At 54.9% G+C, this 23,539-nt stretch carries 28 protein-coding genes; 17 read left to right on the top strand and 11 right to left on the bottom strand.

Annotated elements, in window-relative coordinates; genetic code table 11:
* The first annotated feature begins 53 nt into the window (after positions 1-53).
* The 11 genes from DFG60_RS13630 (at position 54) to DFG60_RS05955 (ending at position 7,819) form a co-directional block, all read left to right on the top strand.
* Entirely contained in the window at positions 54-224 is a 171-nt protein-coding gene (locus DFG60_RS13630) for a hypothetical protein (RefSeq protein ID WP_157964489.1), read from the top strand.
* Between the two features lie 75 nt (positions 225-299).
* Positions 300-767: an NUDIX domain-containing protein gene (locus tag DFG60_RS06000; RefSeq protein ID WP_232818646.1), complete on the top strand. Its 468-nt coding sequence runs from the start codon at positions 300-302 to the stop codon at positions 765-767.
* A gap of 48 nt (positions 768-815) precedes the next feature.
* The gene (locus tag DFG60_RS05995) at positions 816-1,328 is read left to right on the top strand and encodes a GNAT family N-acetyltransferase (RefSeq protein WP_114570836.1); all 513 of its coding nucleotides are present in this window, start codon (positions 816-818) and stop codon (positions 1,326-1,328) included.
* A gap of 276 nt (positions 1,329-1,604) precedes the next feature.
* On the top strand, positions 1,605-2,252 hold the full coding sequence (locus tag DFG60_RS05990; protein WP_114570835.1) for a hypothetical protein: 648 nt from the start codon (positions 1,605-1,607) through the stop codon (positions 2,250-2,252).
* Positions 2,249-3,037: a DUF3307 domain-containing protein gene (locus DFG60_RS05985; protein ID WP_114570834.1), complete on the top strand. Its 789-nt coding sequence runs from the start codon at positions 2,249-2,251 to the stop codon at positions 3,035-3,037. The genes DFG60_RS05990 and DFG60_RS05985 overlap by 4 nt, the downstream gene beginning before the upstream one ends.
* Positions 3,038-3,086: 49 nt before the next feature.
* Positions 3,087-3,635: a histidine phosphatase family protein gene (locus DFG60_RS05980; protein WP_114570833.1), complete on the top strand. Its 549-nt coding sequence runs from the start codon at positions 3,087-3,089 to the stop codon at positions 3,633-3,635.
* On the top strand, positions 3,632-4,501 hold the full coding sequence (locus tag DFG60_RS05975) for a ComEC/Rec2 family competence protein (RefSeq protein ID WP_114570832.1): 870 nt from the start codon (positions 3,632-3,634) through the stop codon (positions 4,499-4,501). Before DFG60_RS05980 ends, DFG60_RS05975 begins: the two co-directional genes overlap by 4 nt.
* Before the next feature lie 14 nt (positions 4,502-4,515).
* Positions 4,516-4,734: a DUF3006 domain-containing protein gene (locus DFG60_RS05970; RefSeq protein ID WP_157964488.1), complete on the top strand. Its 219-nt coding sequence runs from the start codon at positions 4,516-4,518 to the stop codon at positions 4,732-4,734.
* A 154-nt stretch (positions 4,735-4,888) separates the two neighbouring features.
* On the top strand, positions 4,889-5,797 hold the full coding sequence (locus tag DFG60_RS05965) for an AAA family ATPase (RefSeq protein ID WP_114570830.1): 909 nt from the start codon (positions 4,889-4,891) through the stop codon (positions 5,795-5,797).
* A gap of 1 nt (position 5,798) precedes the next feature.
* Positions 5,799-6,845: a DUF58 domain-containing protein gene (locus tag DFG60_RS05960; RefSeq protein ID WP_114570829.1), complete on the top strand. Its 1,047-nt coding sequence runs from the start codon at positions 5,799-5,801 to the stop codon at positions 6,843-6,845.
* On the top strand, positions 6,842-7,819 hold the full coding sequence (locus tag DFG60_RS05955; RefSeq protein ID WP_114570828.1) for a G protein-coupled receptor family protein: 978 nt from the start codon (positions 6,842-6,844) through the stop codon (positions 7,817-7,819). Before DFG60_RS05960 ends, DFG60_RS05955 begins: the two co-directional genes overlap by 4 nt.
* 82 nt (positions 7,820-7,901) lie before the next feature.
* Here DFG60_RS05955 and DFG60_RS05950 read toward each other — a convergent pair whose 3' ends face one another.
* Together DFG60_RS05950 and DFG60_RS05945 are read right to left on the bottom strand one after the other, a co-directional pair.
* Entirely contained in the window at positions 7,902-8,603 is a 702-nt protein-coding gene (locus DFG60_RS05950; protein WP_114570827.1) for a class I SAM-dependent methyltransferase, read from the bottom strand.
* A gap of 430 nt (positions 8,604-9,033) precedes the next feature.
* On the bottom strand, positions 9,034-9,351 hold the full coding sequence (locus tag DFG60_RS05945; RefSeq protein ID WP_114570826.1) for a hypothetical protein: 318 nt from the start codon (positions 9,349-9,351) through the stop codon (positions 9,034-9,036).
* Positions 9,352-9,602: 251 nt separating this feature from the next.
* Here DFG60_RS05945 and DFG60_RS05940 point away from each other — a divergent pair, with 251 nt between their 5' ends.
* Entirely contained in the window at positions 9,603-10,013 is a 411-nt protein-coding gene (locus DFG60_RS05940; protein ID WP_114570825.1) for a cupin domain-containing protein, read from the top strand.
* A 41-nt stretch (positions 10,014-10,054) separates the two neighbouring features.
* Here DFG60_RS05940 and DFG60_RS05935 read toward each other — a convergent pair whose 3' ends face one another.
* Positions 10,055-11,059: a helix-turn-helix transcriptional regulator gene (locus DFG60_RS05935; protein WP_114570824.1), complete on the bottom strand. Its 1,005-nt coding sequence runs from the start codon at positions 11,057-11,059 to the stop codon at positions 10,055-10,057.
* 163 nt (positions 11,060-11,222) lie between these two features.
* Between DFG60_RS05935 and DFG60_RS05930 the strand changes: the two genes are divergently transcribed.
* Positions 11,223-12,086 carry an alpha/beta fold hydrolase gene (locus tag DFG60_RS05930; protein ID WP_114570823.1) on the top strand — a complete coding sequence of 288 codons (864 nt, stop codon included), beginning with the start codon at positions 11,223-11,225 and terminating at the stop codon, positions 12,084-12,086.
* Here the strand turns inward: DFG60_RS05930 and DFG60_RS05925 are convergent.
* Positions 12,054-12,749, bottom strand: a complete 696-nt coding sequence (locus DFG60_RS05925) for a hypothetical protein (protein ID WP_232818659.1) — start codon at positions 12,747-12,749, stop codon at positions 12,054-12,056. The two genes, DFG60_RS05930 and DFG60_RS05925, sit on opposite strands and share 33 nt — an antisense overlap.
* Positions 12,750-12,931: 182 nt before the next feature.
* On the opposite strand from DFG60_RS05925, the gene DFG60_RS05920 reads away from it, so the two are divergent.
* Positions 12,932-13,267, top strand: coding sequence for a hypothetical protein (locus tag DFG60_RS05920; RefSeq protein WP_114570822.1), 336 nt, complete (start codon positions 12,932-12,934; stop codon positions 13,265-13,267).
* Positions 13,268-13,341: 74 nt separating this feature from the next.
* Here the strand turns inward: DFG60_RS05920 and DFG60_RS05915 are convergent, their stop codons facing one another.
* Entirely contained in the window at positions 13,342-13,800 is a 459-nt protein-coding gene (locus DFG60_RS05915; RefSeq protein WP_114570821.1) for a general stress protein, read from the bottom strand.
* A gap of 228 nt (positions 13,801-14,028) precedes the next feature.
* Between DFG60_RS05915 and DFG60_RS05910 the strand changes: the two genes are divergently transcribed.
* Genes DFG60_RS05910 through DFG60_RS05900 form a run of 3 tightly spaced genes read left to right on the top strand, consistent with a single transcriptional unit; the run spans position 14,029 to position 16,612 of the window.
* The gene (locus DFG60_RS05910; protein WP_232818645.1) at positions 14,029-15,015 is read left to right on the top strand and encodes an ROK family transcriptional regulator; all 987 of its coding nucleotides are present in this window, start codon (positions 14,029-14,031) and stop codon (positions 15,013-15,015) included.
* A 15-nt stretch (positions 15,016-15,030) separates the two neighbouring features.
* A complete protein-coding gene (locus DFG60_RS05905) occupies positions 15,031-16,203 on the top strand; it encodes an MFS transporter (protein ID WP_114570820.1) in 1,173 nt (390 codons plus the stop codon).
* 28 nt (positions 16,204-16,231) lie between these two features.
* Entirely contained in the window at positions 16,232-16,612 is a 381-nt protein-coding gene (locus tag DFG60_RS05900; RefSeq protein WP_114571015.1) for a VOC family protein, read from the top strand.
* A gap of 204 nt (positions 16,613-16,816) precedes the next feature.
* On the opposite strand, the gene DFG60_RS05895 is transcribed toward DFG60_RS05900, so the two are convergent.
* From DFG60_RS05895 to DFG60_RS05870, 6 genes are all read right to left on the bottom strand, one after another.
* Positions 16,817-18,514, bottom strand: a complete 1,698-nt coding sequence (locus tag DFG60_RS05895; RefSeq protein WP_157964487.1) for a DUF2339 domain-containing protein — start codon at positions 18,512-18,514, stop codon at positions 16,817-16,819.
* A gap of 104 nt (positions 18,515-18,618) precedes the next feature.
* A complete protein-coding gene (locus DFG60_RS05890; RefSeq protein ID WP_114570818.1) occupies positions 18,619-19,695 on the bottom strand; it encodes an SH3 domain-containing protein in 1,077 nt (358 codons plus the stop codon).
* Between the two features lie 216 nt (positions 19,696-19,911).
* Positions 19,912-20,955 (bottom strand): oxidoreductase, encoded by a 1,044-nt coding sequence (locus DFG60_RS05885; RefSeq protein ID WP_114570817.1) that lies wholly within the window; start codon positions 20,953-20,955, stop codon positions 19,912-19,914.
* Entirely contained in the window at positions 20,946-21,455 is a 510-nt protein-coding gene (locus DFG60_RS05880; RefSeq protein ID WP_114570816.1) for a GNAT family N-acetyltransferase, read from the bottom strand. Before DFG60_RS05880 ends, DFG60_RS05885 begins: the two co-directional genes overlap by 10 nt.
* A 181-nt stretch (positions 21,456-21,636) precedes the next feature.
* Complete coding sequence (locus tag DFG60_RS05875; RefSeq protein ID WP_114570815.1) at positions 21,637-22,629, bottom strand: ABC transporter permease subunit; 993 nt, start codon at positions 22,627-22,629, stop codon at positions 21,637-21,639.
* A 3-nt stretch (positions 22,630-22,632) separates the two neighbouring features.
* The gene (locus DFG60_RS05870) at positions 22,633-23,484 is read right to left on the bottom strand and encodes an ABC transporter permease subunit (protein WP_157964486.1); all 852 of its coding nucleotides are present in this window, start codon (positions 23,482-23,484) and stop codon (positions 22,633-22,635) included.
* Positions 23,485-23,539 lie beyond the last annotated feature (55 nt).

Genomic DNA, 23,539 nt, shown 5'->3' with positions numbered 1-23,539 from the left:
AGTCCGTATACTGGGAAGAGAAATGAGATTCGAACGGAGAAGGAGCGTAATGGATGATGAAGGAGACGGTAGTGCTTGGCGGCGGACGGATTTTCTCTGAAATAATTCGCGAAACGATCGTTTACAAATTGAATCAAGCGCAAATAACATATACAATAAAGGAAAATGGTCAGGTCATGATCGACAAATCAGACGTGGAGCGAGCGATTCGTAGCTTAGCTTAATATATTTCTCAAAAGCAGCTGCGGACGTGTCCTAGGCTGCTTTTGTGCTCATTTACCTGTATAGGGGTGATGATGATGAAATTCAGACGGCGAGAGAAGGTAGCGATCTATATCACAAGGGAACGATCGAACGGAATTGAACTGCTCGTGTTTCATCCTCAATCCGCACCGGGGAGTTCTTGGCAGATACCGGCAGGGACGATCGAGGACGCGGAGATCGCCAAGGAGGCCGCGATGCGGGAGACGCTCGAGGAAAGTGGTCTGCAACTGCCTGCCGTCCAGTACGTAGGCGAGGAGGAGATGCGCTATCCGGAACGGATGACGGTCCACTACACCTATTTCTATCATGCGCATATCGAGTGTCAGGAGAACCGCTGGACGCATTGCGTGGCAGGGGATGGCCAGGATTGCGGCGACTTGTTCCACTTCGCATGGCTCCCGATCGATCGGATCGAACAGCTCGAACGCCGCCATCATATCTTCCTCGATCGGCTGATCCGCCGTCTCGAACGCAATCATGCTGGTTATCAAAAACACGGGTGAAACCGTGTTTTTTTGTACACGTACAGCTAAACGAAAGGGGACGTTCATTTGATTCGACTAGCCGAACGGAAGGATGTTCCTTCCATGCTCGAGATATTCAATCACGCCGTTATGCATTCGACCGCGATCTATGCCTATGAGCCTCAGACGCTCGCTGAGCGGTTCTCCTGGTACGAGCGGAAGCTCGACCGGCTCGAGCCGGTCATCGTGTACGAGGAAGCCGGAACGGTCGCAGGATATGCCACGTATGGAGCGTTTCGTAATTTTCCTGCCTATAAGTACACGGTCGAGCATTCAATCTACGTGGCCCCGGAGCACCAGGGCAAAGGAATCGGGAACTCATTACTGGAGGCGGTGATCGAAAGTGCATCCAGACGCGGCTACCGGACGCTCGTCGCCGGAATCGACGCCGCGAATGCCGGAAGCATCGCGATCCATGAAAAATTCGGTTTCTCGCATTCCGGAACGATTCGTGAAGCCGGGTTCAAGTTCGGTCGCTGGCTGGATCTTGCATTTTACCAGTTGACCCTCGACGGGCCGGATGAACCACAAGACGGCTGATTACTTGTCATCGGAATCAACGGTCGATTCCTCCGATTGCCTGATTATGTCTCACTATTTTGAGTTTACTAAAGTTTTGAGACAAAGCTCTATAACTATTGATAATATATGTTATGTTAACTAAATGAAAAATGGGAATTCAGACCCTATCATTTGATGCCCTCTTCCTGTTACTCTGATGACAGTAACACTTTTAAATGTTACCTATAAAACAGTAACAAACAAGATGTTACCCTTTTTACGGTAACAAATGATAACAAGAGGAGGATCTCATTCATGCAAGCAGTCGCCATCGCGTTCGATGTGAAGGATTCTAGAGGCTTCAAGGACAAGGAAGCCCTTCTTCAACAACTCCGCGAACTCTCGGAAGTCTTGAACGCCCGACATCCTGATTTCTTAGTCCCATTCCAAATCAAGTCCGGCGACAGCCTGCTCGGTGTCTATCCGGAATATGCCGAAGCGTATTCAATCGCACTCGAGCTGCTCCATCAGCCGATCGACGGCTATATCGGAATCGGTTTCGGTCAGTATGAGACCCCTTCCGCGCAAAGCGCCGACGAGGCGAACGGAAGCGCGCTCGTCCATGCGTTCGAGGCTGAGGGGGAAGCGAAGAAACAAGGAAAACGACTTTCCTTCGCGGGGCCGCCCTACTTTCCGGCTCCCCTGCTGAACGGCTACTTCGACATGCTCTATCCTGATTATTTCGGCAAGACGGAGCGCCAGATCGAACTGCATCGTTTGATGGACAGATACCCGGATGAGACGTATGAACAGATCGGCCTTCGGATGGGATTTCCGGAAAAAGACGCCCGCGCGAACGTCGCGAAGCTCGTCTCCCGCTCGAATCGCAAACAACGCATGCGACTTGAAGAGGCATTGGTCGGATCGCTTGAACAGCTGCAACGCTGGGAGGCGATCGGATGAATCTGGCTCTGTCGTTGTTGATCGCCCATCTGCTCGCAGACTTCACATTTCAGACGAACCGGATGGCGCAGCACAAGCGCCGGCGCCTGTTACCGTTTCTGCATCACCTGTCGATTCACGCACTCCTCAATCTGACCGTGCTCGGATTCGCCGTATACCGAGGAATGCCGCTTGACACTTCCGCCTGGCTGTTTGGGCTGATTTTGTCGACCCATGCGCTGATCGACCGCTCCAATCTGAAACGAATCGGAGCTGCAGCAGGCTTTTGGCTCGATCAGACGCTCCACATCGGCTTGATCTTCGGAAGCGTCTATCTGTTCGCTCCATATGTCTGGCCGGACAGCTACACGCTGGATTTCAAGGTGATCTGGACGTGCGTCTGGATACTGATCGCAGCTGAATTGTTCGGCAGAGGGATCAGTCCCCTGCTCGCCCCGCTTGCACCCCGGGCGATCGAGGCTCATTTCGAGCGCAAGGTGACGCGGACGGAGAAGTTCGACAGCGGGAGACGTCACGTCACGCATGAGGTCGAGGACCAGGCGCGCAGCTACTCGGCTGAGGTCGATGGCGTCGGAAGGTACATCGGTCTCGCAGAACGCCTGATCATCATGACGCTCGTCGCGCTCAATGCTGTCGGAGCCATCGGGTTCGTCATCGCCCTCAAGGCGCTTGCCCGGTTCAAGCAGTTCGACGACCGGCGCTTCGCCGAGTATTACATCATCGGCAGTCTCGTCAGCATCCTCGCCGCTCTTCTGTGCGGTGTTGCGCTGAAGGCCGTATTCTAACATTCGAAAGAGAGGTGAAGCCGGTCTGCTCTCGACCGGACCGGTCAACATGAAGAAAATAGGACTCGTCCGCCATCACCGGGTGATGGAAGGTTATCCGACGCGCGGTTTCATCACGGCGCAAGACATCGAGGAATGGCTCGAACGCTACGACCGCTCAGCCATCGATATCAAACCGATCGAGCTCGACGAGACGGAATGGGCTGCCTGCTTCTCGAGCGACCTGTCGCGCGCCATGCAGACGGCTGAGAGCGTCTATGAGAAGGAGATCGTCGTCACGGAGCTGCTGCGCGAGCTGCCGTTCCCCGTCCTGAAGACGAAACTTCGCCTGCCGTTCTTCGGCTGGGTCGTGCTCGCCCGATTGGCGGCCCCGTTCAACCCGCGGATCAAGGAGCAGATCAAGGAAGCGAACACACGGATCGAGATTCTGCTCAACCAGCTCAAGATGCTGCCGCATGACAATATACTGCTGATCGGGCATGGCGGGATGATGCTTCTCATGCGTAGTGCCTTGAAACGGCGCGGTTTTTCCGGGCCACGGTTCGGCCACCCGCGAAATGGCATCCTCTACGTGTTCGAGAAACGGGCTGACCGATGAAGTGGGCCGGCTTCATCGTGCTCGCCCTTGCCCTCGTGATGATCTTCCTCGCGACGCGCGAAGAACAGGTCGACAGGAAACCGGCAGACGACGAGGAGCTGACATACGTCTATGCGTTCGACGTCGGTCAGGGCGACAGCACGCTGATCAAGACACCCGACGAGACGATCCTGATCGATGCCGGCAACAATGGCAAGGGCGACGACGTCGTGCGCTACCTGAAGGAACTCGAAATCGAAGAACTGACGGCCCTCGTCGCGACGCATCCGGACGCGGACCATATCGGAGGGCTCGATGATGTCCTCAGCGCCTTCGAGGTTAAGAGTGTCTATGCGCCGCGCGTCTCACATACGACCGAGACGTTCCGTGACTTCCTCCTGGCCGTGAAAAAAGAAGGTGTGACGATCAAACCGGTGCGGGACGGGACGGTCATCCCGAGTGAATCGGCAGAACTGCGCTTCCTCGCACCGATCGGCGAAGGAACGAGCGATCTGAACTCCTGGAGCGCGGTGCTCCGCCTCGAGACGGGAGAGCGCTCCTTCCTGTTCATGGGGGACGCCCCCTTTCGGACGGAATCTCTGCTGATCGACCGCGGCGTCGAGCTGCAAGCGGATGTACTCAAGGTCGGACACCACGGAGCGGACACTTCGACGAGCCTGGAGTTCCTTGCGAGCGTGGCGCCGGAGCGGGCTCTCATCTCTGCTGGCGAAGGGAATGCGTATGACCATCCGCGAGCGAGCGTCCTCCGTCTGCTGAAGCAAGCAGGCGTCGAAATCGACAGGACCGACCGCTCAGGGACGATTCGTTATGCGACGAATGGTGAGACGCTTGAATGGACCGCAATACCTGAGATGAGACCTGAATGAGGAGGGAAGGACCGATGCGATTGACGATCGATTCGATTGAGGGCGACATGGCCGTCTGCGAAAAAGAGGACCGGGAGACGATCCGGATTCCGAAAAGCAGGCTTCCCCTTGCCGCGACAGAAGGAGACTTGCTTGAATGGCAAGGCCGCACGATCCGACTCCTCCGTGAGGAAACGAGAGTCCGGAGGAACGAGATCGAACGGCTGATGGATGACGTGTTCGAACAGGAGTGAAGAGACCGCCTCAGGGCGGTTTTTTTGTATCATTCCTCCTTCCCGAGAAAGATCGAGACTTCTCGAAGTGGAAGACGCTTCCAAAAAGTGTTGGCGGATTAGACGGAAAATTCGTATAATTGACACACTACTGATGATTCAAGGGGGAAATGAGATGTTCAAATCGTTACAACAAGCATTAACGGGGGCTGTCCTCGGACAAGAAAAGGTCGTCGATCACCTCTTGATCGGTCTGCTGACGGAAGGTCACGTCCTGCTCGAGGACCGCCCGGGCACGGGCAAGACGACGCTCGCAAAAGCACTCGCCTCCTCACTCGACGCAAAGTTTTCCCGCGTACAGTGCACGGCGGACACCTTGCCGACCGACCTGCTCGGAATGGAACTGTTCAATCCGTTGACCGGTGCGTTCGAACAACGGTTCGGTCCCCTGTTCGCGAACATCGTGCTCGTCGATGAAATCAACCGGACGACACCAAGGACGCAATCCGCCCTCCTTGAGGCGATGGGAGAAGGTCAGGTCACGATCGGAGACACTTCCTATTCCCTGCCGCAGCATTACCTCGTCATCGCGACACAAAACCCGTACGATGGTCAGGGCACGTTCCCTCTTCCCCACGCCCAACTAGACCGCTTCCTGTTCAAGCTGTCCTTCGCCCCGCTCGAACGTCGACTCGAACGCGCCCTGCTCCGAGGTGAGCATCTGCGGCGCCATGACGTCCACCTGCCGCTCGAGCAGCTTGTCGCTTGGAAGGAGGAGGTCGCGAAAGTCACGGTCCGGGAGCCGGTGGAGGAGTATCTGCTCGATCTATGCGAAGCACTCCGGAATCATCCGGAAGTCGAGATTGGCCCGAGCCCGCGGGCGACGCTCGCTCTGCTCAAGGCATCGAAGGCGAGAGCATTCATGGCAGGACGGACGTACGTCGTTCCGGAGGACGTCAAGGCGCTTGCCGGCCCGTTGCTGTCGCACCGGCTCGTCCTGACACTCGAGGCGACGCTCAAGACGACGAGCGATCGCATCATCGAAAAGTCACTCCAGACGCTCGTCGTACCGACCGAGGTGTGATATGCAACTGATCATCCCTCGGCCGTTACAGACGACGGGACTGATTCTGATCGGGGTCGCGGGAATCGCGCTCGCCCTGTATGGACCAGTATCGATCGCAACCCTTCTGTTCGCTTTCCTATTGTACGGGCTTCTGTTACCGAAGTATCTCGAACACGTAGCGGAAGCATTGACAGTCAGCCTGCTTGAGCACGTCCGCGGATTTCGCGACGATGAACTCGAAATCCCGTTCCGTCTCGATAATCCGACCCGCTTCCCGCTCGGTAAGCTGACGGTGTCTGGTCTGCTCAGCGAACAGGTCAAGGTGGAGGACGGGAGTTCGCAATTCTGGCGCCATCACATGTCTGTCGGCGGACGAGAGAGCGCGACGTTCCAAATCCGTGTATGTGGACGACGCCGCGGCATCATTCGGATCCAGTCATTCGACGTCATCCTCTCGGACCCGTTCCACCTGATGAACATATATATATCCCTCCCGATCCAGACGCTCGGTCATATCTTCCCTGATTTCGCACCCGCGTCGGTCGGACGCAACGAGCGGCTCATCCCGGGAGAGACAGAAGACCGGACGAGCCCGTTCACGGACCGTTCGAGCTTCCACTCCGTCATCCCGTATGTCGGCGACGCGAAATCGATCTATTGGTCCGCCTATGCGAAGACAGGACAACTCTACTCCTACCAGCATGACCGGATGCGCAACCATGACTACGCCATCATCATCGACGGCTTGTCATCTGACGGCATGGCACTTCGAAGCGATTTCGAGAAGCTGCTCGCCCGGGCCGCGACGATCACTCGGGAGCTCGAGCGGCAAGACGCGTCATACAGCCTCTGGATCTCGATGGTCGACCGGGAGGGGCAATGGTATCATGTGCCGTCCGCACGCGGCAGAAGCCAATTCCTGCGTGTCATGGAGTGCCTCGCGCGATTGTCCGAATACGACTTGCCGCTTGAACGCCGCTATTTCCTGAAACGGCTTCAGCGAAGTGTCCCGTCGACGACGGCGCGAATCCATCTTGGCTACCGCAGCAAGGAGGTGAGCGCATGAGCGCCCTCTTCTGGCTGTTCACCGCGACGCTGTACCGGGAGAATGCGATATGGGTGCTCCCACTCGTACTCGTGACACTCATCAAGAATCGGAACGTCAGGGTCGGCGTTGCGCTTGCCTATGCATCCGCCTATGGGTTCCACTCCATCCCAGGGGCATTGATCCTGTTGTTGTTCGTCTCGTGGTCCGCGATGGTCGAGACATTCGAGGGAGCCTATCGCTATTTCCTCTCTGCGTGCGCGGTACTCATCATCTGTTTGATCCTGCCCGGGCTGATGCCTCCGGTGCTCAGTTTCGTACTGGCGTCCTTGCTCGGCGTCCTCCCCTTCTTCAGAAGGCATCTCGTCGAATGGCGCCGGATCAGCCTCGTTCTCCTGACCCTCGGCACGGCTTCCTTCGCGGCGGCACTCCTCATCCGCCTGATCAAGGAGACCCTGTTCGGAGACGTCGCTGCGTGGTTCCGGCCGTTACTCGTAGAGTTCGGCAGCCTGTTCCTCTGGACGGTTCCGCTCAGCGAACGGGTCGACCGGCAAGGCGGACAGAGCATCGATGTCGACAATGTAGCTACGCTCGACGCCGCAGCACAGGCGTCAACACGAACGGCGGATTCTTCCCTCTGGTTGATGGCTGGGACGATAATCGTCGCCGTGCTCGTCATAGCGACCCTCATGTGGATCAGAAGGCGTCAGACTGTCGGAGAAGAGAAACTTGACCGCTATGAGCGGGCCGTCAAGGTTCCCCTTCGTAAAAAGACGAGAAGCCACCACCCCCTGCTCAAGGTCGCCTCGCAGCTCGAGGAGACGTTTCCGAGAGAGAAGAACGAGACGACATATGAGTGGCTCAGACGGATCGGTTTTCCTGATGGAAAAGAACACGCCCGGCTGATCGACGCGATAGAATTCAGTCCGAGTGAGCCTGCTTACGACGTCCAGTCCTTCCGGCAGCTCGTGATGCAGCAAATCAGCAAAAAATAGTGAAAAAGTCCTTTCCTTCCCGGTGCTGCAAACGAAACGGGAGTGAAAGGACTTTTTTGTTACGATACGAAATGACTATTGACTATTTGTTCACACGCATCAGGCTCGTCCAGAGGAAGTCTTCACCGAAACGATCCGCCGGCTGTTCGACCTTCTGCATCCGACGGAACTCCGTGACAGTGAAGTGGCCGTCGAACACCTCTTTGAAGCGATCCTCTGAATAACCGATACCGCCATTCATGCTGCCCTGCTGATAGACTGCCCTGTCGGACGTGTCGGGCGCACCATCCGTGTTGAAGCAGACGATTCCGAAATGCCCGTCCTTCTTCAATACGCGCTTCACCAACTCGATGTATGTCAATCGCCGGTGAGGAGCCAAGTGATGGAAGAGGCCGCAGTCATAGACGAAATCGTACGTATCCGGCGTCACGTCGAAATCGAAGAGGGAGTCGCAGTGGAAGTTGATCGATACGCCTTCCGCGTCCGCTCTCTCCTTTGCCCAATCGATCGCCTTCTCTGAGATGTCGAGCGCATCGACATGACAGCCTTGCTTCGCCATGTAGATCGCGTTTCTGCCAGGTCCGCAACCGAGCTCAAGTACGCGGATCGGGGAAAGACCGTCATCGAAATACCCGACCAGATTCTCATCGGGACCGCCGATCTGAAAGAAGGGGATTTTCTTCGTCCGATCCTCGTAGAACTTCTCCCAGAACGCTCTAGGCTCCCTCAGGAAATCGTCGAGCATCGCAAACACGTCTTCTTGATCCAATATCGGTATATTCATGAATTTTCCTCCTAGAAATCACTTTCATCTTCCGAAATATACCTTCCACGGCTTGATTTATCGAAGGATGATGATCCCTTAATTTTACCATAATCAGAGTGGTTCAGACTTGAAAAGGAAAATGATTCCTACTGGGAAATAGAAGGGGAAGAGCGCGTCTTCAAGCGGATTTTTGAAGAACGATAGCGCCCGCCTCCCCTTTTTTCACGAAAATCCATAAAAAAAGAGGTCCGGGTGATTCCCCGGCTCCTCATTGGTGCGTATCGATTTTTGAAGCCTTCCGCGCGATCACGACGATGAAGAAAATCGCAGCGACCGGTATTGCGAGCGGCATCCAATCAAGGATCAGCTGAGTCGACATTTCGTCCCCTCCTCCACTTCATTTTCCTAAGGCTAGCATATCAAACTTCACCTTGTTAAGGAAGATGTCTCAAAATCTCGGGAGATAGGAGTTGACGGCCGAATAGTCGAGCAGGAGCACCGCGATCACGATGTAGAGAGGCAGTACGAATGTCATCGCGATGCGGAGCGACATCTTGCGGACGATACCGAGCGTCAGCATCGTCATGATCAGCGCAATCAGCGGGCTGAAACCGAAGACGATCAGATCGGCCGATTTGGCGCCCTCACTGCTGAAGAGCCTGTAGAAGGTGACGAGTGCGATCAAGTACCAGTTGATATAAGAGAGAATGAGTAACGACAGTTTGGTAGCGTCCCCAACCCATGAAGGCGCGAAACTTTTTTTCATTATGCGCATAAGTCCTCCGAATGTCTGTTGTAACGCCAGTCTGCCATTTTGGACCGAGTACCAGCGTATTGATACTTTCAATCATATCTGCTCGCCCCCGCCCAGAATATTCAAATATGAATATACGACAAAAAACGACACGCTCCTGACGGGAGGCATGTGCGAAAAACTTCAGGACTGAGGAAACAAAGTTTCGGGTATGGTGTTAATGGAGTAGCCGCAAGCGTCTCTTTGAGAAGGAGGAATGCACGATGGATAGCCAAGATCATGGGCCGCAGCCGTTCGTATCGAGTATCGAGGAACTGACGAAGCAGAACAGGAATTTCCGGACGACGATCTGGACAGGCAGTCATCTCCAAGTCACCCTGATGCATATCGCTGAAGGGGATGAAATCGGGCTCGAGGTGCACCAGGGGGTCGACCAGTTCCTGCGAATCGAACAGGGGACGGCGCTGGTCGAGATGGGGGACAGCAAGGACCATCTGACTTTCAGCGAGGAGGCGAAGGAGGACTTCGCCATCATCGTCCCTGCCGGTAAATGGCATAACGTGACGAATACCGGCCACGTGCCGCTCAAACTGTATTCCATCTATTCTCCGCCGGAACATGAACATGGTACAGTCCATGAGACGAAGGACGACGCCATGAAAGATGAGGAATGACAAAAAGGACGACCTGTTCGGTCGTCCTTTTGTATGTCATCTCATGCAGTCGGAGCACCGACCTGGTATAGATTAGCGAGCTGTTCGACCTTCGCGCGAAACTCCTCCCGCCGCGAGGCCGGAGCGAGAATTTCGGTCTGATCCGCGAACTGTAACAACCAGCCCATGAATCCGTCAGAGAAGAGCGCGCTCACCTCGACCTCGAACCAGTTCTCATCGATGCGGCGGCAACGGATATCGGTGCCGAACCGGTCGACGACGGTCGGCATGAGCGATTCGCGGAAACGAATCGTCAACTTCTCCGCTTCTCCGCCGTACATGCTGAACATGTTGCTCAAGTAGGATGGGTCCACCGTGACAGGGCTGTCGGCAGGCTCGAAAATCTGACAGTCGACGATGCGGTCGACCCGGTATGTCCGCAGGTCCTTCGACTCCTCTTCGCGGCCGATCAGATAGTAGTTCCCGTTGTCGACGATCAAATGAGCGGGAGTGACGAAATAACGTCCTCCGTCCTTGCGCAATTCGAACATACGCGTCCGCTCGTTGAACTTCCCTTGGTACTGGAAAGTGATCATCATGTGCTTTGCGATCGCTTCCTGTATGTAGTGGATCGAGAACGGAATTTTGCCTCTCGGCTTCTTGACGGTGTGCATGACCGGTTGAAGGGTTTTCGCCTTATGGCGACTCGTAAATGACTGCAGGACGCTGACGAGGTGATTCGTCTCGGACTCGGAGATGAACTTCGCGCTCGCGATCGCGTCCACGAGCAATCGCAGCTCATAGTCCTCGAACGGCCGGCTTGCCAGGTGATACGGGATCGCAAGCCCGTTCTTCGTCGCTTCGGCGACGATATCGAATCCTGATTTCGCGAGCGCCTCGATGTCGTCCTTGAGCGACTTCTTCGAGAGCTTGTCGATTTCGCCGCGGCTTGCCAGGTGATTCGTCAACTCCTCAAGTGTCAGATAGTTGTCCTCATCGGTATGCGTGTGGAAAATCTCCCGGACGGCAAGGAGCCGGTCCCTGTTGTTTAGTTTTGCTTTTTCCAACTGTCTCCTCGTTTCCCATCATGATTGATGTAAGTTTATACTGTAGAGTATAACCTATCTCACTCCGTTACTTAACAATAAATTGGAAAATGTATAGGTAATTTGGTAAGAATTTTTAGAAAATACTCCATTTTCACACAGTAATTGAAAGGTGGAAGGCAGAATGCGGTGCATCGGGGAATATGAAGGGACACGATTCGAATACCGGGACGTCGGTCAAGGACCTGTCATCCTTTTACTACATGGAACACAATCGAGCTGCCATGAGGTCTATCACGTCGACGCCTTGAGACAGGCGGGATACCGGCTCCTTATCCCCTCTAGACCAGGGTATGGCAAGACACCGCTGCAGAACGAGGATGCTCGTACGCTCGCGAATTTCTACCGTCGTTGGCTGGAAGAACTCGGTATTGACGATTATGCGGTCTATGGCATCTCTGCCGGAGGACCGACGGCGATCGCCCTTGCAGCCGACAATCATGCCGTGCGCGCACTCGTGCTCGCCGCGGCCGTGACCGGTTCCGTCGACGTCGCGTTCAAGCGCATCCTCATCCACCCGGCCTTTCAAGCTCCATCGCTCCTCCTCCAGCACGCGATTTGGGGACTGGCGAAGAGAGCGAACAAAAAAAGACCGGACGCTTCCGCCGTCCGGCTGACCGGTCTTACGAGCTTGCTCGGCCTGAGCGACATCGAACCTCGGCTAAGTGACGGGGACATCGAGCTGATGAAAACAACGATTGGGGCCATGGGACCCGGGAGAGGCTTGTTGTTCGACCTGACCCAGGAGGTCGGGGAGACGGAGCTCCGGCGAATCGATTGTCCGGTTCTCATCGTCCATTCGAAAGCGGACAAGGCGGTGCCTTATGAGAACGCCCTCCATGCGAAACGTCTCATCCCGCAGGCGCAGCTGCTCACCTCGAAAAGTCCGGGACATCTGATTTGGACCGGTCCGAGTGCGAAACGGGACGAGCGGACGATCGAGCGATTTCTCTTCCTAAACCACCGGCAGGCTGAGTCGGAACAATAGGCTGTCCGCGCCTTCCTCGATTCGGATGACGCCGCGATGGAGCAATTCCTCGAGTGCCTCGCCGACACGCTGCTGACTGATCCGGGCATAGCGCGCCACTTCGGACAATCCCATCTCGCACGTCAGATCGTTGACTTTCAGCTTAGCGGACGGTTTCGCGACGGAACGCTGCAACAGGCGCAGGAACACGTGCTTTGCGTCATCCGACAGAAGAAACGGATTCTCCTTGATGACAGGAGGGATGAAACGGACATCTTCGCGGATTCTGCGGATGAGATAGAGGGTCAGCCATTGCTCGAGATCGGCCTGAATCCTGTAGAACTCGAACCACCACAGCTGATCGTACGCCTTCTCCTCCTTCTCGTCGAGCTCCCATCCGCCAGGAACGGCATCGAACTCATTTTCGAGCCAGTCCTCATAGTCACTGGCCGTCGTATAGAGTACGCTCATCGAAACTTCCTCGAACGCTTCGCGAGTCAAGTAGCTCTCGAAGGCCAAATGGCGAAATTCATCGATGGTCGACGCCTTGCGAGCGGCCCGGCTCAATTGTTTCGTGATGGAACGGGCAATCCCGTCGACCTCGATTCCAAGGACGTATATCTGTTTTTCTAACGCGCTGAGCGTGTTCGTCTCCATGATCAGAACTTCCTCCTTCAGTGTCATTGCCAATACAATACGTTCCTCTCTTCTTTTCCGCGCTTGGCCGGATTCAAAACCCCTGTCCTGTCTTCGTCAATCGAAAATCATTGACCTCATTTCCCAGGAGGAGTCGTTTACGCGGTGAAAAGCTCGGGAATTCTTCCACTATGACGCTTTTAAACCACTGAAAAGCGAGGTGGCAGGTGATGAAGTTCAACATGTTCGTTCACCGCAGAGGTCGTCGAAAGTGGAATCGGCTGACTACGAAGTCGCACATCGAGCAGCTCGAGCGGCTCTATCAGTCGAAACCGGCAACGGATCCAAAGCCTGACGATCGCCTGCACCTGTTAGTCATGCTAGAAGAAGCTGTTCGAAGCGGTCGGCGCGTCCGCGCCGATTTGCTGAAAAACGGTCTTCGCTCAGAACTCTCAGTATCGGTCGCAGCAGTCTTCCATGAGGAGGAGCGAGTGGAACTCGTCACCGACCAGGGCGTCCGCCTTTTCGTCAAGACGTCACAGTTCAGTCGCATCAGTACGATCTAATCCGTATATACCGTCACGCACGAAGGAAGCATCCTCCGCCCACGGGAGGATGCTTCCTTTTGCTCGTACTCTCTTCAATCCTTGAACTTGATGTTCTGATCGGCCGGTAGCGTGGTCGTCGTCTCTTCTTCCGGCAACTTCGGGACACCGGAGCCATAGTCGTGCGGCTCATCCGTCACGTAGGAAGCGGAATAGGCGGGATCAAGCAGATCGGACTTCGATCCGACGACTACGATCTTCCCATGCTTCACCTCTTCCTCGAGGTCCTCCGCGACGTCCCGTGTCATGCCGAGCTCGGACAATTGAGCGATCCGGTCCTTTCGGTTGCTGCGGACGGCGGCGATCAACGTCTCAAAGAATGACTTTTTCGAAACACGGTAGGCTTGCGTGCCCGTGTCGTTCGCGATGCGCTCGGACAGTTCCTCGTCACGGGCGAAGATGTAGATGTTCCTCTTCGCGAATCCGGCATGCTCAAGGCTTGAGATTTCAGCGTCTACTGCCGTCATGTTGTTTACGATACGGGTCTCGATCATATTGTATTCTTCCCTTCCAGTTAGCCAGGCGGCTAAAGCGATATATTTGCTATTCCCGAAACATAATACTTCAAACATGCGATTCTATCCTCTTCCACGATCCAGTACCTTTGAATTCTCCGGTCACAAAGACGATTGCCATCTCGCCGCTTCATTGATATGATGTGGCTGACAACTTATTAAAACAATTTAATAAGTGAGGACAGTCGATCGGAGGAGGAATGCCAGTTGAAGAATCGTACGCCTGTAGGCGAGACGAGCGTCAAAATACGCAAGGAACTGATGTTCCGGGGAGTCCGGACGATTCCGGAACTGAGCCGGGAAATCGGCGTCACCTTTCCGACGATCAGAAAAAACCTGGAGCAGCTCATCGACCGGGGTGTGGTCGTCGAACTCGACACCGAGGAGTCGAGTGGCGGACGGCCAGCCAAGCGATACATCCAAGCGGCTGATTATGGCCATGGGCTCAGCCTTTACGTCGAGAGGGACGTCATCCGCTACCGTGTCCTCGATCTTGCCCGCCGCACACTCGAGGAGGACGCCGTTCCTTTGAAAACAGCGTCACACCTGACGGAATTGATCGATTTGATCGCCAGCTTGACCGACCGCGATTATTCAATCATGGCGATTGCGGTCGGCGTCGCCGGATCGGTCGATCAAGGCCGGATTTTCTTTGCTCCGGATTTCCCCTCCCTGCAAAACATCCAGCTGAAGCAACAGCTCGAGAAGCGTTTCGCAGTCCCTGCCGTGATCGAGAACGACATGAATGCTGCGGTCATCGGCTATGCGCGCAGCGACATAAGAAGGCTCAACCAATCGCTCGTCTACCTATACCTTGGAAAGAACGGTCCTGGAGCGGGACTTCTGCTGGGCGGACGACTGATACGGGGAAGCACGAGTTTCTCTGGAGAGGTGTCGTTCGTCCCGCTGTATGATGAACAGAACTTCCGGGACGCCCTGCGCGACAAACCGGACGGGCTCGACGCGATTGCCCGGCTGACCGCGATGTTTGCTGCGACATTGAATCCCCATGCGCTCATCTTCTCGGACGTCGAGATTTCTGACGGGCAGTTGAGGGAAATCGAGGAATCATGCGCTAATTACATTCCGAAAGAACACCTGCCGCGGCTGATTCTGAGCAGCTGGGAGCAGGATTATTTGAACGGACTCGACTATCTCTGCCTCAATCTCGCGGCAGAACAGCCGATTTCATAAGGACGGAGGATATACATGTTTTCCATGCTGTTACTTTCCATCATCTACATCGCGTTCATCAGTCTTGGGTTGCCGGACTCGCTGCTCGGCGTATCGTGGCCGGTCATGCGCCATGACTTCGGCGCCGGAATCGGTACGGCGGGATGGGTCTTCATGACCATTGCCGGCGGGACGATCGTTTCGAGCCTATTGAGCGGAAGAGTGTTGTCCCGCTTCGAAACAGGACGGGTGACCTTCTTCTGCAGCCTTCTGACTGCCGGCGCGCTGCTCGGGTACTATTTCGCCCCTTCGCTCACCTGGCTTTTTTTGCTTGCGATTCCGCTTGGTCTTGGCGGGGGAGCGGTCGACGCGGCCCTCAACCACTACGTTTCCACCCACTTCAAGGCTCATCATATGAACTGGCTCCACTGCTTCTGGGGAATCGGGGCCACGCTCGGACCGCTCGTCATGGCGGCAGTCCTGTCGGCTACGAATGATTGGCGGAACGGGTACCTCGCAGTGGCGATCATTCAACTCGCTCTCGCCCTACTGTTGTTTGCAACACTTCCTCTCTGGAAGAAGCAGGACGTCGCCTCTGCCTCAGAAGCTCAAGTCGCACAACCTGACTCTCAAGTAAATGGGCATAAACCTAAAGGTCTCTCGTTCGCACTTTCCGCATTCTTCCTCTATTGCGGGGCCGAGGCGCTGATTGGGCTCTGGGGGAGCAGCTATCTCGTCCAGACGAAGCAGTTTTCAGTCGAGACGGCCGCGACGTGGGTCTCGGTCTATTACGCGAGCATCACGGTCGGGCGCTTCGTCAGCGGCTTCATCTCCTTCAAGGTGTCGAACCGCCTGATGATCCGGTACGGTCAGCTGACTGCACTGCTCGGAAGCGTCTTGCTGTTTCTCCCGTCATCCCCTGCCGCCTTGATCGGCTTCATCCTCATCGGACTCGGACTCGCACCAATCTACCCGAGCATGTTGCACGAGACACCGGCGCGGTTCGGTCACGGCTACGCGAAACACATCATGGGGTATCAGATGGCATTCGCCTACACCGGCAGCACGTTTCTTCCGCCACTGTTCGGTTGGGCCGCCTCCGCGTCGACGCTCGCTTTGCTTCCTTATGCGACCTTCCTCATATTAGCCGTGCTGCTGCTCAGCTCGGAGAGGCTGAATCATCTATTGAAGAACATACGGGTATATTGAAAAAAATTGGAAGGAGCGGATGATCCCGATGAAGATTGAACATATAGCCGTTTTGGTGAACGACCTGGAGACCATGAAGGCTTTCTACTCCAATTACTTCGACGGCAGACCGAATGAAAAGTACAACAACGCTGCGAAGGGCTTCGAATCCTATTTTTTGACCTTCTCTTCCGGTTGTCGGCTCGAATTGATGCGGAGAACCGATATCACGACCGGGCAGGACTTCTTGCGAATCGGTTGGGCACATATCGCTTTCTCCCTAGGAAGCAGGGAAGCTGTCGATAGGCTGAGCGAAAGACTCGCGCTCGATGGCTATACCCGGCTCGATGGACCACGCCGGACTGGTGACGGCTACTATGAAAGTGTGTTTTGCGATCCCGAGAACAACCGGATCGAACTGACGGTATGACCGAAACAAGTGACTTCACGGAGAATGTTCGACATGACACTCCAATCGATCTTATTGAATTCAAACGGGACGCTGCCGAGCGATGTCAGGTGGGTAACTGAATTGACGCGGCATTCGGAAGCGCGGCTGTCCATACCTGTATCCGTCATCTGACCAGTGAGATGAGTAAAGGCCATCCCTCATGATTGAGGAGATGGCCTTTACTCATTGCTGTTTATTATGCTGACGTTTGAAATAAGTCCTTGAGATCAAAAACGCGGCGACTCCGAATCCGATGAAGACGGCAGCCTTGAGTGGAAGTGACAAAAACGACAGGTCGAAGACGATCAGCTTGACCGCGCTGACACTCATCAAAGCAAGCCCCGCGAGGCGCCACGAGCGATCTCCGACGAGACCGATCCCGACAAGGACGAGCGCGAGCAGGATGTATGCTCCAGAAAGCGTGGCGCTCTTCGCAATCGACTCCATTTGTTCATAGAACGGCATGAGGACCACGAACAATGAGTATGTCGTCAGTGTACCGATCGCACAGACGGCGATGGCAAGCAGGTAGATCGGTTCAGCACCCTCCCGCTTGAATTGGGCGATCCGCCACTCCCCTTTCCTGAACCCCGATTGAAGGGCGTAGATCAGGGCTCCCGTCATGACGATCAGGGCGAACAGACCGATCCAGAAAGGAAGCGCGACATATCGCGCTTCAGCAAAGACGGTCAGACCGAACAAAAAGATCAAGACGTAGCTGACGGTCGTGAACAGGAGTTGATGCGGCATTCGGAAGCGCGGCAGAAAATAGAGGAGCGTCAGCAAGAGCGCAAGCATTAGCAACTTGATCTGAGCACCATATCCACTGCCTTCGAGCGGCGACCAGAACACCGCGATCAGCAGGAGCGCATGACCGATTCCGTAATGCCAGTCGAAACGGAGCAGTCGCCCTGCCCCGTACGCGATCAAAGCAAAGGCGAAGACCACCAAATAGTCATACAGCCAGTCCGTCGATGCAATCGCAAGCAGAGCGAGTACAACCGACGGGAAAATCGGCCATGCGGTCCGGAACACAGTCTTACTTGCGATATAGGACGTCGCATTATAGGTCAGCAGGGAGATCCCGACGACGGTCATCTCCGCCAAGTTGTCATCCGCCCCGAATCGAAGGCTGAGCGAGACGAGCAGAATCGACAGGCCAAGGAAGACGAACGTGATGAAATAGGCGATCCGGTAGTTCAGCTTCAGGGCAGCAGCCGTGATGATGATGCTCAAGATCAGTTCATATACGAGAAACAACGACAGATTCGGAACTTCGGACAGTTGCATGAACGGCAGCAGGAAACCGGTGCCTGCTATCAGGATGAGCAACGCCTGGGAACGCATCCAGAGCATGAGGCCGGAAGCGATGCCGAGAATGACCAGCTCGAACAGAAACGCGAGCGGCGGGGAATAAAACGAGTACAGAGCCATCCCGGCAAACAAGGCGAGCAAGGAAACGATCGTCCCTCCTGCGACGAGGCCGACGGCGAGCTCCTTCCGGCCTCGCTGATGCTGTAACTCCCCTATCCCCATCAGCAAGAGCCCTGCGATCACACCAATGCCGACGCGGACAGCCGGATTGATCCAGCCGTTGATTGCCGCATAGGAAAATAGGAAGATCGCGCCGATCGCGAGAAAAAGGGTCGCAATTCTCGGCAGCCATACCTTCGCGAACTGCTCCTCAATCTCTTCGCGGCTCCTTTTCGGTTTCACGGCTGGGCGCTTCGTCTTCTCGAGGTAATGGGGACGGACAGCTGCCGGTGCCCCGGTAATTTGCGGAGCAGATTGCGGGCGGACCGCCTTCTCCGCCTCGAGAGCGTTGACGCGCGACTTCAATTCGGCGATCTCACGCTCAAGTCTTTCGATTCTCTCTTCCATGGTCTCCTCCTCGTATGAATTACTTATCAGGAGAAAGTTCGACATGCAGCGCCGAAATCCTCCGAGTACGAAAAAACCGCCCGCTGAAGCGGACGGTTGCAAGCTTAACGGACGGAAAGTGCATATTGGCCGGTCTTGTTGAAGACGCTGTTGAATGCGCTTTTTGAGACCGTATATTTCCCGCGGTATGGATCGTTGACGTAGAAGTGCGTGCTTGAGACGCCAGTCACGAGCATGACGTGATAGTTGCGGTAGCCCGTGAACTTCTTGCCATCAGGTTTGATCCACGAGAAGTATCCGTAAGGAGTCTTGAAGTCGACGGATGCCCATACGATGACAGGGTTCCCGTTACGGATCTCACTTTCGACCTTCGAGGCTCCCTGCTTCGAGATGTCGACGGATCCGCTGCGGTATTTCTTCGCGAGCGGAAGGATGCCTTTCGGGTAGATTCCCCAGTTGCGATAATAGTCGAGCTTTCCAGCCGGGTCACCCGTGAACATCTTTTCCGGGTCCGCCCAATAGTAGGTTCCGTTCTTTTGCGTCGCGTTCTTCATGCTCTTAGGCATCTGCGTGTAGAGCGATTTCGCCGAGACTACCTTCTTCTTGTATTCGAGCGCCATCTTGAGCGAGATGAACTCGCATCCCGATGGATAGCCGAGGGAGAACTGGTTGTAGAAAGGGACGTTCAGCTTTTTAGTAGCAGCCGGTTTCGTCTTCGAAAGGTACTTCGACGCGACGAAACGGTAAGAACCGTTGTAGAGGACACGTGTCCATGAACCGGAAGTTCCATAAGATTCGACCGCTGTACCTTTCGACAGCTTCCCGACCGATTTGCTGGTCGTGCTTGGACCTGTCCGGACGTTCAATGTGTCGACCGTCGCATAGCGTGTTCCAGTCGGCGCATACTTGCTTGTCGTCGCGCGGACATAGTCCGCATGTATGTAACCCGTCTTCGATGCATAGCTGATCTTGTACCAATTTCCTGTCTTGCCGAGAGACTTGTGCTTCGTCCCACGCGTGACCTTGCCGATGATTTTGCTTGTCGTCGATGGCTTTTCCCGGACGCGCAGCACGTCTGTCGTCACTGTCAGGTATGTCGTCGCAGCTTCCGCGCCGATTGCCGGGAAGACGAGTGCGAAGACGAGCAGGACAGCGAGAATCCGTTTGATTGCTGTTTTCATGATTTCCTCCTTTTGATTTTCCCTCATATTTTTTGGAAAGAATCATATGATTTTTTACCCAAAATGATGAGAAAACATACTCATTTATGATTATCCCTTGAAACAAATATGAAAGACATGCCATAATGATTACTTTTTGATTTCAGTTTTGTTAAATATAAATTTGGTAGTTGAAATAAAACACTTTACGGATAAAAACTGCCTGTACAGGCAGTCTCACTTGGTCTTATGCTTGTGGATGAACGGTGTCGTCCGTGTGAATCCTGTCTCGAGGATCCGTTGGACGAGCAGCGTCTCCTCTTTTTTAACTGGAAGTTCCTTCCCATGGACGATCGAATCGTAAAGCGCATCATACAGCTTTCCATAATCGCCGGGCGGGCTCGGTATCCGGACCTCCTGCAGGTGTCCCCGCTCATCATGGTAGATCAGGCGGCCGTAATCATCCTCTGAGTCGGCGCCGAATCCTTCCTCGCCCGGGAAGTAGTTCGCCTTCAGGTCGAGTTCCTGGCGATCGATATGTTGCTTTATGAAGGTCCCGTTCGTGCCGTGGATCATCCAGCGGGGTGCCGGAGCGAGCGCCACGTGGCTCGTACGGACGCTCGTCTTCAACTTGCCGTAATACAGGTCGATGGCGAACGTATCGTCGATATCCGTCTCGCGCACGGCCCGGATATCATAGGCGACTGTATCCGGTTCACCGAAGAGCGCGATGATCTGGTCGATCGTATGGACGCCTAATCCATAGAGTGCCCCGTCCTCCTTCTCCCCTGTCCGCTGATCGGTTTCCGGCCGGTAGAGGTCGAAGTGCGAGGCGATCTCAACTAGCTTCCCGAGCTTTCCTGAGCGAATGATTTGTTCGACTGCCAGGTAGTCGCTGTCGTACCGGCGGTTTTGATAGCTCATCAGCTGTTTCCCGTTCGTCTCGGCGAGCTCGAACAATTCCTCCGCCTCCTTGCTCGTCACAGTGAACGGCTTCTCGACAAGGACATGTTTCCCGCTCGACAGTGCGGCCAGCGCATACTCGTAGTGCGTGCTTGGCGGTGTATTGATCACGACGAGGTCAAGCTCCGGGTCGGAGAGCATCTCGTCGAGTCCGTCGGTGAAGCGGATTCCTCTTCCGGCGTAGCTTGCCTCAAGCTCCTCTTTGCGGCGCCGGTTGAAGATCCAGCTGACGCGGTAATTCTTCCGGATCAGGACGTACGGAAGATGATAGCGTGTCGTACTTTTGCCGAATCCGATGAACCCGATGTTCAGTTGCATGTCTCTCGTCCCCCTTCGATTGTCAGTGCGTGCTCCTTCGTCTTCAGTTCAAACAGGGAGAACCCGTCCTTTTCGCCGACGCGGTCGAAGCCGAATCCCGGATAGTAGCCGTTTAAGAACTCGTTCGATTCGACGCAGTCGAGCCGGAGCTTCTCCGGTCCTGCCATTTCGATGAGATGGAGCATCATTTTCGACCCCACCTGCTCTCCCTTGGCTCCGTCCGAGACGACGAGACGGTGGATGTAGCGACCGTCCGAATCATCCCAGAGCGCGGCATCCCAGTCGAGCGAGGGCAGCAGTGAGCCGGCACCGACGATCCGTCCCTCCTTCTCAAAGACATGAACCGTACCTGTCGTCATGTCATCCCTTACGACCTGTTCCAGATCAAGCTGTAAGTACTTCCGCCACTGCGTGCTTCCGCGATCCCTCAACGCCTCCGCCTTCTCTCTGATCAGAAGCGCGATCGCCTTGACGTCGCCTGTAGTAGCCTGTCGTATCATCAGACCCTCCCCTGTCCCCTATAATGATGAAAAGGATGGGACATTTTGTGATTTTTTTCATATTCGGATATGCCAAATCTCAATTTCGTATACTTGAGACAGTGATAGACCCCCAGTCTCTCATTAACTATACAAAAACGCGCCGGCTCCCCACAAGCCGGCGCGTTTTGACGTGAAGATTTTATTTTTTCGCTCTGTCCGTCGAGATGAGTTCGAACGGCTCGAGCGAGGTCGCCGCGGCCTCGGACTCGTTTTCCGCGACTTCGATTCGCACTTTTTCCATCCGGTTCCTTTGAAGGCGGATGACGATGATGTTGCCACAGATGATCGTCATCGCGAAGCAGGCGACCGGGACGATGAAGATCCACGGGAAAGCCGTGAACCCTCTGAAATAAGCGCCTAATGCACCGGACCATTCATACGTCACGACTTGTGGATCGCTTTCGAACTTGATGATCGATCCGGCATAGAAGAGGTTGAGGATGCCGAGGTGTGACAGGACAATCAGCGTCTGGACGAACTGCTGCATCGTGGTCAGACCGATGAGATCCTTCAAATGAGGGTACAGATGCTTTCTGAATTGATGCCAGCGTCCCCCTCCCATCGTCGAAGAGGCGAGCATGAACTCCTCCCCCATCAGCTTTCGCGCTTCACTCGCAAAATAGAACATGACGGTCGGCAGACCGAGCAACACGAGGACGAGCACTTCAAAACCGGCACGCATCACGAAGGGCGGCGGAGTGTCGTCGGACATGAAAATCAACGCACCTGACAGGATTATGAAGGAAAGGAGTGTGATCGGGACGACGGTGAAGCTGTCGAAGAACGATTCGACGACCTGATAGCGGCGCCGGTTCGTAAACGCGAGCATGGCTCCGGCCACCAGTCCGAACAAGACACGCGCAAATGCGACGATGAGACCGGTCCCGATCGTCCATTTCGCCCCTTCCACCATCATCTGGAAGAGATCGTTTCCTTGCCGGTCCGTCCCGAACGGTTCGGACATGCTAGGCCCGAACGGCGCGACGCTCAACTTTCCATCGGCATCATACCTGAGCGTCTCCTGGTCGACCTTTCCGTCCCGAAAGACCGTGTTCCCGATGCTCGCGACGAGCCAAAGTGCGATCAAACCGACTGACAACAGGATCCATGGGTCGATCTTCCTTTTTCGCATCACTCAAACCCCCTTCCATTCGTTCGGTACGATCAAGTCCATCAGGAGATAGAACAGATAGACCGGCACATAGAGCATCAGCATGATCGCTGCGACGACCTCTGGATACAAGTTCGTCACGGCGAAGAAGAAGACGCCTTGGACGTTGAACAAGTACTCGACGATCAGCAGGTTCGAGATGATGATGATGATATTCGTCTTCAGGAAGTAGAGAAAGCTCATCGATACGTTTCGCAGCAGATGACGCCAGAAGATTTCAGGGAAGAGAAGACCTTTCGCATGTGCGAGCTCCACGTACGGCTTCTTCAGCTCGTGATCGACCTTCAGCGTCAACCACTTGATGAACAGGAGCGTCGTCGTCACGCTAAGGCTGACGATCGGCAAAAGCCAGATCGGGCGGTCATCCGCACCAGCGATCTCTATCTGGTCGAATCCCGTCCGTTGATAGAGCAGGATGACGACGAACTGCAGGAAGACGACAAGGAAGATGTCAGGAATCGACTCGAGAGCGACTTGGATTCCCTTGATCAGTTTGCGCACCTTCGTAAGACGCAGTTCTATGTAGACGATAACGACCGCGAGAACGGCCGAGATGATGATCGAGGCGACCAGGATGATCGTCGTCTGGGCTATGAATCCTTTGAGGACCGGGATGAGCGGCACCGGTCCCTCCTCCCTGAAGTACGTCAGCTCCTCCGGTCCGATGAACGTCTTCAGCAGATGATAAAACATCTCTCCGTATGAACGCCAATCGAACGACAGTTCACGAAGCAGGGAAGGCAGTGCGGCAATCGCAAGGATTCCGGTGACGGAAAGCAGCATGAGCAGCAGCCTCCCGCTTATATATCGAATCATGAATCCACCTCTTTCTGAATTTTCCATTTATTATACCCATTGTTTACTAAATTAG

This window comes from Exiguobacterium flavidum (assembly GCF_003344535.1).
In the GTDB taxonomy this organism is placed as follows: domain Bacteria; phylum Bacillota; class Bacilli; order Exiguobacteriales; family Exiguobacteriaceae; genus Exiguobacterium_A; species Exiguobacterium_A flavidum.
This window is presented reverse-complemented; position numbering and strand designations above follow the sequence as displayed.